The organism is Achromobacter sp. ACM04, from assembly GCF_014851465.1.
GTDB lineage: Bacteria > Pseudomonadota > Gammaproteobacteria > Burkholderiales > Burkholderiaceae_B > Achromobacter > Achromobacter aegrifaciens.
Genome location: NZ_JACUZS010000003.1, coordinates 299,738 through 314,470, shown reverse-complemented (window position 1 = coordinate 314,470; position 14,733 = coordinate 299,738). Strand labels below are relative to the sequence as shown.

At 64.0% G+C, this 14,733-nt stretch carries 13 protein-coding genes; 4 read left to right on the top strand and 9 right to left on the bottom strand.

The features are described 5' to 3' along the window. Positions 1 to 7: 7 nt before the first annotated feature. Positions 8 to 607: a GNAT family N-acetyltransferase gene (locus tag IB259_RS17800; protein WP_192329796.1), complete on the bottom strand. Its 600-nt coding sequence runs from the start codon at positions 605 to 607 to the stop codon at positions 8 to 10. 121 nt (positions 608 to 728) lie between these two features. On the opposite strand from IB259_RS17800, the gene IB259_RS17795 reads away from it, so the two are divergent. Together IB259_RS17795 and IB259_RS17790 are read left to right on the top strand one after the other, a co-directional pair. Beyond that, complete coding sequence (locus tag IB259_RS17795) at positions 729 to 3,485, top strand: pitrilysin family protein (protein ID WP_192330096.1); 2,757 nt, start codon at positions 729 to 731, stop codon at positions 3,483 to 3,485. Between the two features lie 283 nt (positions 3,486 to 3,768). Continuing rightward, the gene (locus IB259_RS17790; protein WP_119450764.1) at positions 3,769 to 4,158 is read left to right on the top strand and encodes a DUF4148 domain-containing protein; all 390 of its coding nucleotides are present in this window, start codon (positions 3,769 to 3,771) and stop codon (positions 4,156 to 4,158) included. Between the two features lie 313 nt (positions 4,159 to 4,471). Here IB259_RS17790 and dnaJ read toward each other — a convergent pair whose 3' ends face one another. The 7 genes from dnaJ to hrcA form a co-directional block, all read right to left on the bottom strand. Next, the gene (gene dnaJ / locus IB259_RS17785) at positions 4,472 to 5,599 is read right to left on the bottom strand and encodes a molecular chaperone DnaJ (RefSeq protein ID WP_059373782.1); all 1,128 of its coding nucleotides are present in this window, start codon (positions 5,597 to 5,599) and stop codon (positions 4,472 to 4,474) included. 109 nt (positions 5,600 to 5,708) lie between these two features. After that, positions 5,709 to 7,634 carry a molecular chaperone DnaK gene (dnaK, locus tag IB259_RS17780; RefSeq protein ID WP_054450039.1) on the bottom strand — a complete coding sequence of 642 codons (1,926 nt, stop codon included), beginning with the start codon at positions 7,632 to 7,634 and terminating at the stop codon, positions 5,709 to 5,711. Between the two features lie 80 nt (positions 7,635 to 7,714). After that, entirely contained in the window at positions 7,715 to 8,119 is a 405-nt protein-coding gene (locus tag IB259_RS17775) for a thioredoxin family protein (protein WP_054450037.1), read from the bottom strand. Positions 8,120 to 8,133: 14 nt separating this feature from the next. Beyond that, the gene (gene grpE, locus IB259_RS17770) at positions 8,134 to 8,691 is read right to left on the bottom strand and encodes a nucleotide exchange factor GrpE (protein WP_054450035.1); all 558 of its coding nucleotides are present in this window, start codon (positions 8,689 to 8,691) and stop codon (positions 8,134 to 8,136) included. 230 nt (positions 8,692 to 8,921) lie between these two features. Then, entirely contained in the window at positions 8,922 to 9,155 is a 234-nt protein-coding gene (locus tag IB259_RS17765; RefSeq protein ID WP_013391860.1) for a hypothetical protein, read from the bottom strand. Continuing rightward, complete coding sequence (hemH, locus tag IB259_RS17760) at positions 9,145 to 10,260, bottom strand: ferrochelatase (protein ID WP_054451294.1); 1,116 nt, start codon at positions 10,258 to 10,260, stop codon at positions 9,145 to 9,147. Before hemH ends, IB259_RS17765 begins: the two co-directional genes overlap by 11 nt. 45 nt (positions 10,261 to 10,305) lie before the next feature. After that, positions 10,306 to 11,310, bottom strand: coding sequence for a heat-inducible transcriptional repressor HrcA (gene hrcA / locus IB259_RS17755; protein WP_054450033.1), 1,005 nt, complete (start codon positions 11,308 to 11,310; stop codon positions 10,306 to 10,308). Between the two features lie 141 nt (positions 11,311 to 11,451). Here hrcA and IB259_RS17750 point away from each other — a divergent pair, with 141 nt between their 5' ends. Further along, positions 11,452 to 12,351: an NAD kinase gene (locus tag IB259_RS17750; RefSeq protein ID WP_054450031.1), complete on the top strand. Its 900-nt coding sequence runs from the start codon at positions 11,452 to 11,454 to the stop codon at positions 12,349 to 12,351. A 13-nt stretch (positions 12,352 to 12,364) separates the two neighbouring features. Next, positions 12,365 to 14,020, top strand: a complete 1,656-nt coding sequence (gene recN / locus IB259_RS17745; RefSeq protein WP_119450762.1) for a DNA repair protein RecN — start codon at positions 12,365 to 12,367, stop codon at positions 14,018 to 14,020. 143 nt (positions 14,021 to 14,163) lie between these two features. Here recN and fur read toward each other — a convergent pair whose 3' ends face one another. Further along, entirely contained in the window at positions 14,164 to 14,583 is a 420-nt protein-coding gene (fur, locus tag IB259_RS17740) for a ferric iron uptake transcriptional regulator (protein WP_043543731.1), read from the bottom strand. Between the last annotated feature and the right edge of the window lie 150 nt (positions 14,584 to 14,733).

Sequence of the window (14,733 nt, the reverse complement as noted above, 5' to 3'; positions counted from 1 at the left end):
TGGACCCTTATGCCGCCGCAACTGGCACGGCTGCTTCACCTGTGTCACCAATTTGCCGCAATCGCCAGTTCTCACGCCCAATGCGGTACAGCACGTGTCGACACAGCGGATGCCCCTGTGGAACGGCGGGATGGTCGAAACCTTCCGGATCCTCCCTCATGCCCAAGCGGTCCATCACCGCACGCGAACGCAGGTTGCCCGTGGCCGTGAAGGCCACGATCTCATCCAGTCCCACCTGCTCGAACCCCGCGCGCAAGGCCGCCTCGGCGGCTTCGCTGGCGTAGCCCTTGCCCCAGTGCCGCTGCGCCAGGCGCCAGCCTATCTCCACGCCTGGCGCGAACGGCAGGGTGGGCGCCAGCGGCTTGATGCCGACAAAACCGATGAAGGGCGCCACGCCTGGCGCCTCCACGGCCCAGAAGCCCCAGCCGTGCTCGTCGATGCCGGCGGCCAGCCGGTCGGCAAGCGCATCGCTTTCCTGTGCATTCAGCGGCAGCAGGTACTCGGCGACGCGGGGGTCCTGGTTCAGCGCCGCGAAAGGTTCACGGTCGGCGGCGCGCCATTGGCGCAGCACCAGGCGTGGCGTTTCGACTTCCAGGGATAGAGACATGACGGACTTCCTTGCTTGCGGTCCCGGGCCGCGCGCCGTGGACAACGCCGCGCCGCGCCCCTGAACCATTGCCAACGTATACACTCCAACGGATTCTGCCATGCCAAAGGAATTGTCTGCCATGCGCCTGTCCCTGTCGAAGCTGCCGCGCCCGCTGAGCGTGCTGCTGTTTTCCTCCTTCCTGGCCTTTCAGGCCGGCGCCGCCAGCCTGCCGGCGGGCGTCTCGGAGGCCGCCTCGATCGAAGGCATCACCGAATACCGCCTGGCCAACGGCCTGAGGGTGCTGCTGGTTCCCGATGAATCCAAACCGTCCACCACCGTCAACATGACCTACCTGGTGGGCTCGCGCAACGAGAACTACGGCCAGACAGGCATGGCTCACCTGCTGGAGCACATGCTGTTCAAGGGCACCTCGACCACCCGCAACGCCATGGGCGAGTTCTCGCGCCGCGGCTTGCAGGCCAATGGTTCGACCTCCAGCGACCGCACCAACTACTTCGCCAGCTTCGCCGCCAACCCCGACACGCTCAAGTGGTACCTGGGCTGGCAGGCCGACGCCATGGTCAATTCCCTGATCGCCAAGGAAGACCTGGACTCGGAAATGACCGTGGTCCGCAACGAAATGGAAAGCGGCGAAAACAGCCCCTTCCGCATCCTGATGCAGAAGATGCAGGCCGCGGCCTTCCAGTGGCACAGCTACGGCAAGAACACCATCGGCGCCCGTTCCGACGTCGAGAACGTGGACATCGGCCAGTTGCGCGCCTTCTATCACGAGTACTACCAGCCCGATAACGCCGTGCTGATCGTGGCGGGCAAGTTCGACCCGCAGGCGACCCTGGCCGACATCGAGGAAACGCTGGGCAAGCTGCCCAAGCCCGAACGCAAGCTCCCGCCCGAATACACGGTGGAACCCGTGCAGGATGGTGAACGTTCCGTAACCCTGCGCCGCACGGGCGGCACGCCGCTGGTCGCGGCCATGTACCACATTCCTGCCGCCGGCAGCGCCGACTTCGTGCCGCTGGACCTGGCCGCCACCATCCTGGCCGACACGCCCTCCGGCCGTCTCTACCATGCCTTGGTCCCGACCAAGCTGGCCTCGGGCGTGTTCGGCTTCACCATGGAAAACCTGGATCCGGGCCTGGCGATGTTCGCCGCCCAACTGACGCCGGGCAAGAGCCTGGACGCCGCCATGAAGGCGCTGACCGGCACGCTGGAGACCCTGGACAAGAAGCCCTTCACACAGCAGGAGCTGGACCGCGCCCGCAGCAAATGGCTGACTGCCTGGGAACAGACCTATAGCGATCCCGAACAGGTCGGCGTGGCGCTGTCCGAGGCCATCGCCGCCGGCGACTGGCGCCTGTTCTTCCTGCAGCGCGACCGCGCCCGCAAGGCCACGCTGGCCGAAGTGCAGCGCGCCGCGACCACCTACCTGGTCCAAAGCAACAGCGTCGAAGGCCGCTACATCCCCACCGAGAAGCCCGTGCGCGCGCCGCAAGAACAACGGGTGGACCTGACGGCCGTCTTCAAGGACTACAAGGGCGATCCGGACTTCAAGGCCGCATCGGCCTTCGACCCCACGCCCGAGAACATCGACAAGCTGACGCAGCGCAAGAAGCTGGACCTGCCCAACGGCTCCGTGCAGTTGGCGCTGCTGCCCAAGGCCACGCGCGGCAACCGGGTGCAGGCGCAGATGCTGATCCAGTTCGGCAACGAAAAAGACCTGCTCGGCCAACGCGTGAATTCCAGCGCCGTGGCCGACCTGCTGACCCGCGGCACGGCCAAGCTGTCGCGCCAGGACATCCAGGACCGCCTGGACAAGCTGCAGGCCGAACTCGGCTTCAGCGGCGGCGGCACCACGCTCAAGATCGCCATGTCGACCAAGGGCGAAAACCTGCCCGAACTCACCGCGCTGGCATTGGACATCGTCCGCAACGCCAACTTCCCCAAGGAGCAACTGGAGGAATATCAGCGCCAGCTCGAAACCTCGATCCAGAACGCCATGACCGAACCGTCGGCACTGGCCGGACGCGCGCTGGCCCGCCAGGACAATCCGTGGCCCGCCAATGACCTGCGCTACGTGCCGACCTTCGAGGAATCGCTGGCCGGCGTGCGCGCCCTGAACCGCGACGCCCTGGTCAAGTTCCATTCCAAGTTCTACGGCGCCGGCAACATCGAGTACTCGGCGGTGGGCGATTTCGAGCCCGCAGCCGTGGAAAAGGCGCTCAAGACCGGTTTGGCCGGCTGGAAAAAGGCTCCTGGCTACACGCGCGTGCCCAATCCGTACCGCGACATTCCCGCCAAGCAGTTCGACATCGACACGCCCGACAAGGCCAATGCGTTCTACATTTCGCGCATGCCGCTGAAGCTGCAGGACACGGACGCGGACTACGCCGCGCTGTACCTGGCCAACTACCTGTTCGGCGCCTCCGAAACCTCGCGCCTGTGGAACCGCGTACGCGAAACCGACGGCCTCTCGTACAACGTGCGCAGCTCGCTGTCGGTCTCGTCGTTCGAGCCCTCCGCCAGCTGGACCATGTACGCCATCTACGCGCCGCAAAACCGCGAGCGCCTGGAAAAGGCCATCGGCGAAGAACTGGCGCGCGTGCTGAAGGACGGCTTCACGGACAAGGAAATCTCGGACGGCATCACGGCCCTGCTGAACTACCGCAATCTGGCCCGCGCCCAGGACGACGTCCTGGCCAGCACCTGGCTGGATTACATGCAGCGCGGCCGCACCTTCGCCTGGTCGGCCGACATGGACAAGAAGATCTCCGCGCTGACGGCCGATTCGGTCAATGCGGCTTTGCGCAAGTATCTGCGCGCGGACGGTTTCAGCACCGCGGTTGCCGGCGACTTCAAGAAGAAGCCGGCGCCCTGACCAGGCCCGCCTCGCTCAAGCCCCGCTGCGGCGGGGCTTTTTTTGGCTTTCCGGCGCTGGTCAGCTCACCAAAATTCACCAGAACGCCCCCCGACTATGCCAAAAATGGATGAAATCATAAAAGCGAACGTGATTACTCGATTATTTGGAAAGATGTTTTCAAGGAATACGGGTTTATCCCAGGTGGGATAACGAGCACAATTCAGTCATCGGGAACACACAACGAACCACGACGGAGGGCCGCCGGATTCGGTCCCCAACCAAGACGAATTGGAGGTCTACCATGAAAACCCTAACCACCACCCTGCTGCTATCCCTGGCCCTGGTTGGCGTTGGCGCCCAAGCCGCCGGCGTTGAACAAGCCAAGAGCAGCGCCCAGGTCGCCACTGAACTGCAGCAAGCCAAGATCAGCGGCCAGTACACCTTCGGCGAGCTGGACTATCCGCCCGCCCTGCCCCAGACCACCAGCCTGAGCTCGCAGGAAGTGCAAGCCCAGCTGCAACAAGCCAAGGTCAGCGGCCAGTACACCTTCGGTGAACTGGAATACCCGGCGGCTGTATCCGCCCCCGCCAGCGCCAAGACCAGCGCTGAAGTCCAGCAGGAACTGGCGCAAGCCAAGGCCAGCGGCCAATACACGTTCGGCGAACTCGAGTACCCGCCGATCACCCGGTGAGCTGCTTGCTGTGGCCCGGCCGGCCTCGGACGGCATCATGGTTTGAGGCCGGTTTTTATCGGCGACAGCGGCGGTCGAAGTAGCAGTAGAAGTAGCAGTAGAAGTAGCTGTGAAAGTAGCAGTAGAAGCTGAAGCTGAAGTTGAAGTTGAAGTTGCAGTCGATACAGCAGTTGCAGTACTCGCAGTAGCAGTAGCACTGGACCGCGGCGCAAGCCGCGGTCTTTTCATATGCGCGCTGCCCCCGCCCCCACGCCCTCGCCGGGCAAAAAAAAGCCGCGATCATGATCGCGGCTTTTTGCATGCCTCAGCCAATTCAGCTGAAGAATTCCTTCACCCGGTCGGTCCAGGACTTGCTTTGCGGCGAATGGCGGTCGCCGCCATCGTTCAGCGAAGCCTCGAACTGGCGCAGGATGTTCTTCTGATCGTCGCTCAGGCGCACGGGCGTTTCCACCACTACATGGCAGTACAGATCGCCCGGGTAGCTGCCGCGCACGCCGCGGATGCCCTTGCCGCGCAAGCGGAAGGTCTTGCCCGACTGCGTGCCTTCGGGGATCGAGATTTCGGCCTTGCCGCCCAGCGTCGGTACCTGAAGCTCGCCGCCCAGCGCCGCCGACGTGAACGGAATGGTCAGTTCGCAATGCAGGTCGTCGCCGTCGCGCTGGAAGATCTTGTGCTGCTTGATGTGGATTTCCACATACAGATCGCCCGGAGGACCGCCGTTGATGCCCGGTTCGCCGTTGCCGCTGGAGCGGATGCGCATGCCGTCATCGATGCCGGCCGGAATCTTGACCTGCAGCGTCTTGTTGCGGCGGATGCGGCCCACGCCGTCGCAGGCGGGGCAGGGATCGGTGATTTCCTTGCCGTTGCCGTGGCAGGTCGGGCAGGTCTGCTGCACGCTGAAGAAACCCTGCTGCATGCGCACGGCGCCCGAGCCGCCGCAGGTGCGGCAGGTCTTGGGCGAGGTACCGGCCTTGGCGCCGGAACCGTGGCAGGTGTCGCAGTTTTCCCAGCTGGGCACGCGGATCTCGGTGTCGAAACCGGCCGCGGCCTGCTCCAGCGTGATTTCCAGCGCGTACTTCAGGTCGGCGCCGCGGTAAACCTGCGGGCCGCCGCCACGACGGCCACCGCCGCCGCCGCCGAAGATTTCGCCGAAGATGTCGCCGAACGCATCGGCGAAACCGCCGCCCATGCCGCCGCCCATGCCGGCGGAGTTGGGGTCCACGCCCGCGTGGCCGTAGCGGTCGTAGGCGGCGCGCTTCTGATCGTCACCCAGGACCTCGTAGGCTTCCTTGGCTTCCTTGAACTTCTCTTCGGCTTCTTTGCTGTCCGGATTGCGGTCCGGATGGTACTTCATGGCCAGCTTTCGATAGGCCTTCTTGAGGTCGTCGTCCGAGGCGTTCTTCGCGACGCCCAAGACTTCGTAATAGTCACGTTTTGCCATGATCCGTGGGCTCGAAAACGAGCCTTCTTTTCAGTGCTACAGAATGAGTACGCCCGGTAGGCGGATTTCTCCGGCTACCGGGCGGCAGAGGCAGGTCAGCGCCCGGCCATTATTGGTCGCGCTTGACTTCCTTGAAGTCGGCGTCGACGACATTGTCGTCCACCGGCTTCGCGTTGTCGGCCGCTTGCTGCTGGCCGGCGGCTTGCTGCGCCTGCATGTCGGCGTACATCTTTTCGCCCAGCTTCTGCGAAACCGTCGACAGGGCTTCCACCTTGGCGTCGATCGCGGCCTTGTCGCCGTCCTTCAGCGTGTCTTCCAGTTCCTTGATGGCGGCTTCGATGCCTTCCTTTTCGGAAGCCTCGAGCTTGTCGCCATATTCGGTCAGCGACTTGCGGGTGGCATGCACCAGCGCATCGGCCTGGTTGCGCGACTGGGCCAGTTCGGCAACGCGGTGATCTTCCTCGGCATTGGCCTCGGCATCCTTGACCATGCGCTGGATCTCGTCTTCCGACAGACCCGAGTTGGCCTTGATGGTGATCTTGTTTTCCTTGCCGGTGCCCTTGTCCTTGGCGGACACGTGCAGGATGCCGTTGGCGTCGATGTCGAAGGTGACTTCGATCTGCGGCATGCCGCGGGGCGACGGCGGGATCCCTTCGAGGTTGAACTCGCCCAGGGCCTTGTTGCCCGCAGCGATTTCGCGCTCGCCCTGGAACACCTTGATCGTCACGGCCGGCTGGTTGTCGTCAGCGGTCGAGAAGGTCTGCGAGAACCGGGTCGGAATGGTCGTGTTCTTCTGGATCATCTTGGTCATCACGCCGCCCAGGGTTTCGATGCCCAGGGACAGGGGGGTGACGTCCAACAGCAGCACGTCCTTGCGGTCGCCCGACAGCACGGAACCTTGAATGGCGGCGCCAGCGGCGACGGCTTCATCGGGGTTCACGTCCTTGCGCGGATCCTTGCCGAAGAATTCCTTCACCTTTTCCTGGACCTTGGGCATGCGGGTCATGCCGCCGACCAGGATCACGTCGTCGATGTCGGAAACCTTCACGCCGGCGTCCTTGATGGCCACGCGGCAGGGCTCGATCGTGCGTTCGATCAGTTCTTCGACCAGCGCTTCCAGCTTGGCGCGCGTGATCTTCAGGTTCAAGTGCTTCGGGCCCGAGGCATCCGCCGTGATGTACGGCAGGTTGATTTCGGTCTGTTGCGCCGAGGACAGCTCGATCTTGGCCTTTTCGGCCGCTTCCTTCAGGCGTTGCAGGGCCAGCACGTCCTTGGACAGATCAACGCCTTGTTCCTTCTTGAACTCGGCAATGATGTAGTCGATGATGCGCTGGTCGAAGTCTTCGCCGCCCAGGAAGGTGTCGCCGTTGGTCGACAGCACTTCGAACTGCTTTTCGCCGTCCACATCGGCGATTTCGATGATGGACACGTCGAACGTGCCGCCGCCCAGGTCATAGACGGCGATCTTGCGGTCGCCCTTTTCGGTCTTGTCCAGGCCGAACGCCAGCGCGGCTGCGGTGGGTTCGTTGATGATGCGCTTGACTTCCAGACCGGCGATGCGGCCAGCGTCCTTGGTGGCCTGGCGTTGGCTGTCGTTGAAGTAGGCGGGCACGGTGATGACGGCCTCGGTCACTTCTTCGCCCAGGTAGTCCTCGGCGGTCTTCTTCATCTTGCGCAGCACGTCGGCCGACACTTGGGGAGGCGCCATCTTCTTGCCGCGCACTTCCACCCAGGCGTCGCCGTTGTCGGCCTTGACGATGGCATAGGGCATCAGGTTGATGTCCTTCTGCACCGCCTTCTCTTCGAACTTGCGGCCGATCAGGCGCTTCACCGCATACAGGGTGTTGCGCGGGTTGGTCACGGCCTGGCGCTTGGCCGGCGCGCCGACCAGGGTTTCGCCATCGTCCATGTAGGCGACGATGGAGGGGGTGGTGCGAGCGCCTTCCGCGTTTTCAATGATTTTGACCTGCCCGCCGTCCATGACAGCCACGCAGCTGTTGGTCGTGCCCAGGTCAATGCCAATAATCTTGCTCATGGTCGGTTACCTTGATTGAATCTATGAAAATAGGGAGAAACTTCTTGTCCCCACATAACTGGGGCTGCCCGCAGGGTTTTTCAAGACGCCTGGCCGGAATTTTCTACAGCCGTTTCCTGCAGGCGGCGCATGGCCGCGGTGAATTGCGGCAGGCCGGGCCAGCCGGTGACGCGGCCCAGCCGCTTGCCAGCGCGGTACAGCACAAAAGTGGGGACACCATGCAGCGAGAAGCGCCTTCCCAGCGCTTCGTCCGCGTAGACGTCGGCTTCGAACCAGGTCAGCCCCAGCTCCAGCAGCGCGTCCCGGTGCAGCAAGGCGGTCTGCTTGAAAATATTGCAGTTATAGCAATCCTGTCCCCAGAGGAACACGCAGCGCAGATCCGTCCCCGGCGCCTGCACCACCGCCGCGTCGAATCCCTCGGTGTCGACGTGCCGCATGCCGAACACCTGGAATATCTGGGCGGGGTCGAACCGGGGATCCGTCATGGCACGCCGCCTGCTCAGCCCTGGCCGGCGGACACCACGACCAGCGCGGGGCGCAAGGTCCGGTCGGCGATGGCGTAGCCCTTTTGCAGCAGCTGGACCACGGTATTGGCGGGCTGCTCGGCGGGGATGGACGAAATGGCCTGGTGCAGGTGCGGGTCGAACTTGTCGCCCTGTGCCGGCGCGATTTCCTTGAGCAGATTGCGCTCGAAGGCGGCCGTCAGCTGCTTGAGGGTCACTTGGACGCCTTCGCTCAGGGTTTCAACGGTTTGCTCAGGCTGGGCCAGCGCTGCTTCCAGGCTGTCCTTGACCGGGACCAGGCTTTCCGCGAACGACTCGATGCCGAACTTGCGCGCCTTGGACACGTCTTCCTGTGCACGGCGGCGCACGTTCTCGGCTTCGGCCCGGATGCGCAAAAGCTGGTCCTGCTGCTCATTGACGGTAGCCTGGGCGGCGTCCAGCTGGGCGCGCAACTCGTTCAGCTCGGCCTGCACGGCGTCCTCGGCGGCGGAGGCCGCATCGGCGTTCTGGCCGACTTCGGGCGTCTGATCTACAGGCTCGTTGGGTGCCGTCATGGGGAATCCTCCAAAAAGTATGGCTTTCGCAGACATGAATGGGGGCCAATACCCCTATTTCAAGCCCGGGAAAGCAAATATTCCCTGACGGCGCCAGCCAGCAGAGGCAGGCGGAATGTAATCAGAAATCCGCCCAATTTCTGCCAAATGCCGTCAAATCTCAGACTGCAAGCATAGATTCAGCGCTTTTCGACGCCATCCGGCAAATGGCGGACGCCCTCTGCGCCAGGCTATTTCTTGTGCGGCTGTGCGGGCGCCACCGGGTCGCTGGCGGGAAAACTGTCCTTCAGGGCGCGGTCCACGGCGCGGTCCTCGTCCGGCTCGGGGCTGATCGCGATGGGGTCGCTGGCGGGGAAGGTCTCGGCAAGCGCCTCGTCCAGTTCGTGTTCCACCTGATCTTCGTCCACCGGGGTACTGACCTGCCCCTTTTTGACGATCTTTCCAGTCTTGGGATCATGGTGCATGCGCCTTCTCCTTCAAGTCCGTGATTTGCGTGGGCCACCCCTGCAAGTGGCGTGCCACCAGGTCGGCCAGCCCTGCGATCCAGGCCGGATCGTCGTTGATCGCCGGGATGTAGCGGAAACGCTTGCCGCCGGCCCCGATAAAGGCGTCGCGGCACTCCAGGCTGATCTCTTCCAGGGTTTCCAGACAGTCTGCCACAAAACCCGGGCACACCACATCGACCTCGGTAACCCCGGCGGCGGCCAGCGCCTTCAGGGTCGGTTCGGTATAGGGCTCCAGCCAGCGGGCCGTACCGAAACGGCTCTGGAAGGTCACCTCGACCTGTTCGCGCGGCAGCGACAGGCGTTGGCCCAGCAGGCGCGCCGTTTCCATGCAGTCGCGGTAGTACGGGTCGCCCAGTTCGATCGAATAGCGCGGCAGGCCGTGAAAGCTCATGACCAGCTTCTGCGGTTTGCCGTGCTCTTGCCAATAGCGTTCGATGCGACCGGCCAGCGCGTCCAGATAGGCCGGCTCTTCGTGGAAACGCTTGATGAAGCGCAGCTCGGGCTGGTCGCGCAGGCGGCCGGCATGGCGGGTGACCGCATCCACCACCGTGGCGGTGGTGCTGGCGGCGTACTGCGGATAGAGCGGGACGGTCAGTATGCGTTCGCAGCCCTGCCGGCGCAGCCGGGAAATGGCGTCGGGGATCGAGGGGTTGCCGTAACGCATGCCCAGCTCCACCACGGCGTCGATTCCGGCCTCGGCCAGGGCCGCGCGCACACCATCGGCCTGTCGCTGGCTGTACACCATCAGGGGCGAGCCTTCCTTCATCCAGACGCCGGCGTAGCGCGGCTCCAGCTTCTTGGGCCGCATCGTCAGCACCAGGCAATGCAGGATGGGCTTCCACAGATAGCGCGGGATCTCGATCACGCGCGGGTCGGACAGGAACTCGCCCAGGTATTTGCGTATGTCTTGCTTACCCGGGGTGTCCGGGGTGCCCAGGTTCACCAGCAGCACGCCGACCTTGGCCGGCCCGCGGGGCGCGGGGTCTTCGTTGAAGGGGTCCTCCTGCTCGGGTTCCGGCAGATAGCGCTCAGGCCACAGGTACTTGAACAGGCGAAGAAACACAAACACTCCCCTTCCTCCGCAAGGAGGACGTAGCTTCGGATGGACCTACTGGTTGTGGCTGAGGGCGTTGGACAGCAAGCGCGCCGTGATATCCACTATGGGAATGACGCGCTCGTAGGCCATGCGCGTGGGACCGATCACGCCCAGCGTGCCCACGACCTTGCCGTCCACGCCGTAAGGCGCGGTGATGACCGAGACCTCTTCCATCGGCACCAGCTGCGAATCGCCGCCGATGTAGATCTGCACGCCCTGGGCGCGGGTGGACACGTCCAGGAGCTGCAGCAGGTCGGTCTTTTTCTCGAACAGCGAGAACATCTTGCGCAGGCGGTCCATGTCGGAGGCGATGTCGGTCACGTCCAGCAACTTGCGCTCGCCGGAAATGACCATGGCATCGCCGTCCTCGGCGGCTTCCGCGCTGGCTTCGACCGCGGCCTGCATCAGGCGCGAGATGTCCTCGCGCAATTGCGCCAGTTCGGTCGACAGGGTTTGCCGCACGACATTGAAGGACTTGCCGGCGAAATGCATGTTGAAGAAATTGCCGGCTTCCAGCAGTTCCGCTTCGGCATAGTCGCGCTGAACGAAAAGGATGCGATTTTGAACATCGCCGTCGGGCGTGACGATGATGAGCAGCACGCGCTTATCGGACAGGCGGATGAATTCGATCTGGCGGAACACCTGGGCGCGCTTGGGCGTGAGCACCACTCCCGCGAACTGGGTCAGGTTGGACAGCAGGGCCGCGGCGGCATTGACGGCGCGCGTAGGTTCGGCGGCCGCCAGCATCTCGCCCATGTTGTGCGGTTCGAGCTGGTAGGACTGCACCGCCAGCAGCGAATCGACGAACATGCGGTAGCCCCGCGGCGTGGGCACGCGGCCGGCGGAGGTGTGCGGGCTGTGGATCAGTCCCAGTTCTTCGAGATCCGCCATCACATTGCGGATCGTGGCCGGGGACAAGTCGAATACTTTCGATAGCGTCCGCGAGCCGACTGGCTGCCCATCGGCGATATAGCGTTCGATCAACGCTTTCAGTAGTGCGCGTGCGCGGTCATCCATAACAAGTATTTTAGGGAATCTTTTTCAATTGAGGCGATTTTTGTCCCGCAAGCACATATGCGGCCCCATATAATCGGCTAAACCGCCCATTCCGGGCAGGTTTCGGCTTCTGGTCCGGCCTTTTTTGATACGCAAGCAGCCATGCATTTTCCTACCGTAGCCCTGATCGGCAGATACCAGGACACCGGCCTGGACACACCGCTGAGAGCACTCGCCCACGCGCTGACGCAAGCGGGCCGGCAGGTGCTCATCGATGCGGACACGGCGCGCAACACCGGGCTGACCGAATACCCCGTCGCCACGCTCGAGGAAATCGGCAAGACCGCGTCGCTGGCCGTCGTCATGGGCGGCGACGGCACCGTGCTGGGCGCCAGCCGCCACCTTGCTCCCTATGGCATGCCGCTGGTCGGCATCAACCACGGACGCCTGGGCTTCATCACCGACATCGCGTTGCAGGACGCGCATGGCGCGCTGGCGCGCGTGCTCGAAGGCAGCTTCCAGATCGAGGAACGCATGCTGCTGGAAGGCAGCGTGTGGCGCGGCGATCAGAAAATGTATTCCGCGTCGGCCCTGAACGACGTGGTGCTGAACCGCGCGGGACGCGGCGGCATGATCGAAGTGCGGGTGGAGCTGGACGGCGCCTTCATGTACACGCAGCGCGCCGACGGCCTGATCATCGCCACGCCTACGGGCTCCACCGCGTATGCGCTGTCGGCCAACGGTCCCATCCTGCATCCGGGCATGAACGCCATGGTGCTGGTGCCGGTGGCGCCGCAAACCCTGTCCAACCGCCCCATCGTCATTCCCGACTCCGGCGTGCTGAACATGACGCTCACGGCCATGGGCCGCGTCGAAGTCGGCGCCAGCGTGCATTTCGATATGCAGACCTGGTCCGACCTGCAGCCGGGCGACCGCATCGTCGTGCAGCGCGCGCCCTATACCATCCGCTTCGTGCATCCCGAAGGCTACAGTTTCTTCTCCACCCTGCGCCGCAAGCTGCACTGGAACCTGATGCCCGAAGCCTCTGACAACGTAGAGTAGTAAGCGCCCCGACATGCTGCGCACCCTGCATATCCGCGACTTCGTCATCGTCGAACAGACCGAGATCCATTTCGGCCCCGGCTTTACCGTCTTTTCCGGTGAGACCGGCGCAGGCAAATCCATACTGGTGGACGCGCTGGCGCTCACGCTGGGCGAACGCGGCGACGCCAGCATGCTGCGCGAGGGCGCGCCGCGCGCCGACATCACCGCGGTCTTCGATACCCCCAAGGGCCTGATCGCCTGGCTGCAAGAGCGCGAGATCGACGCCGACACGGAACTGTCCCTGCGCCGCGTCATCGACGCCCAGGGCCGCAGCCGCGCCTACATCAATGGCACGCCGGCCACCGTGGCGCAATTGCGCGAACTGGGCGACAGCCTGGTCGACATCCACGGCCAGCATGCGCACCAGAGCCTGATGCGCGCCGACGCCCAGCGCGACCTGCTGGATGCCCACGGCGGCCATGGCGAACTGCGCAACTCGGTCGGCCAGGCCTGGAAGCAATGGCGCGCGTTGGCGCGCCAGCTGGAATCCGCCGAAAAGGACGCCGCAAGCCTGGCTACCGAACGCGACCGCCTGCAATGGCAGGTCGACGAACTCGATCAGCTGAATCTCGGTCCCGACGAATGGGATGCGCTGCAGTCCGAGCACACCCGCCTGTCGCATTCGCAATCCCTGCTGGATGGCGCCAACCAGATCCTCGAAGGGCTGGACGGCGAAGGCGATTCCGCGCACCACCGGCTCACCGCGGCCAACCACCGCATCCAGCAGATGCTGCGCCACGATCCCGGCTTGCAGGGCGTCTACGATGAACTGGAATCGGCCCGCATCGCGATCAGCGAGGCCGTATCGGACCTGAACAACTACGTCAGCCGAGTCGATCTCGATCCTCAGCGGCTCGTAGCGGTCGAGGCGCGCCTGGGCCTGGTATTCGAAACCGCTCGCAAATTCCGCGTCGAGCCCGACGCGCTTTGCGAGCTGCGCGACACGCTGCATGCGCAGCTCAAGGCGCTGCAAGCCGCGGGCGACATCGATGCCCTGCGCGCCCAGACGCAAGCTGCGCAGGCGCAGTACGACGCCACGGCCGCCAAGCTGACGACGGCGCGCCGCAAGGTCGCCAAGGACCTGGGCAAGCAGGTCACGCAAGCCATGCAGACGCTGGCCATGCAGGGCGGCAAGTTCGAACCCACGCTAGCCGAATCGGCGCCGTCCGCGCACGGCAACGAGCAGGTTGAGTTCCTGGTGGCCGGCCATGCCGGCACCACGCCGCGGCCGCTGGCCAAGGTGGCTTCGGGCGGCGAACTGTCGCGGATTTCGCTGGCGCTGTCGGTCATCGCCAGTCGCGCTGCGCGCGTGCCGACGCTGATCTTCGATGAAGTCGACAGCGGGGTGGGCGGCGCGGTGGCCGAGGCCGTCGGCAAGCTGCTGCGCGAGCTCGGCGAACGTCATCAGGTGCTGTGCGTGACCCACCTGCCCCAGGTCGCGGCCTGCGCCAACAACCAATTCCTGGTCAGCAAGGCGGAATCGCGCGGCGCCACCCGCTCCAGCATCGAGGAACTGGACGCTTCCTCCCGCGTGGAGGAAATCGCGCGCATGCTGGGCGGCATCAAGCTCACGGCGACCACCCGCGAACACGCCCGCGAAATGCTGGAAGGTTTCGGGCAGAACTGAAGCGCTGGCCCGCCGCTTTACAGCGGGGACGCCGGCAAAAACAGGGCCGATTCGCGCCATAAAAAAATCCCCTTCACATTGAAGGGGATTTGGATCTCACGGACCCGCTGCGAGCGTAGCCGCGGGCCGTAGGCAGGGCCGGATCAGCGGCCCTTCATGCAGCTGCCGCAGATGCCATACAACACCATGGCGTGGCTTTCCAGCGCGAAGGAGTTGTCCTTGGCAATCTTTTGCTGACGCTTTTCGATTTCGGGGTCCGAAAACTCGACCACCTTGCCGCAATTCGTGCAGATCAGGTGATCGTGGTGATCGCCGTCGTTGAGCTCGAACACCGCCTTGCCGCTGTCGAACTGGCTGCGGGCAAGGATGCCGGCCTGTTCGAACTGGGTCAGGACGCGATAGACGGTGGCCAGCCCGATTTCGACGTTTTCGCCGATAAGGGCGCGATAGACGTCTTCGGCGCTCAGGTGCCGTTGATCCGATTTCCGGAAAATATCAAGAATTTTCAGGCGGGGAAACGTCGCCTTCAAACCCATGTTCTTCAGTTCGCTTTGGTCGCTCATGGTGTAATCGCTCTCCGTCCGCGTTGGCATGGGCAGGATAGGTTCACCGCGAGCCGGCTCACCGAAATCATGCCGCCACGCGGAACTATCCTTATGAAACCTTTATGATAACGGTTTTGTCTGCTTCCAAATAATAGGGGCGCGTAGTGT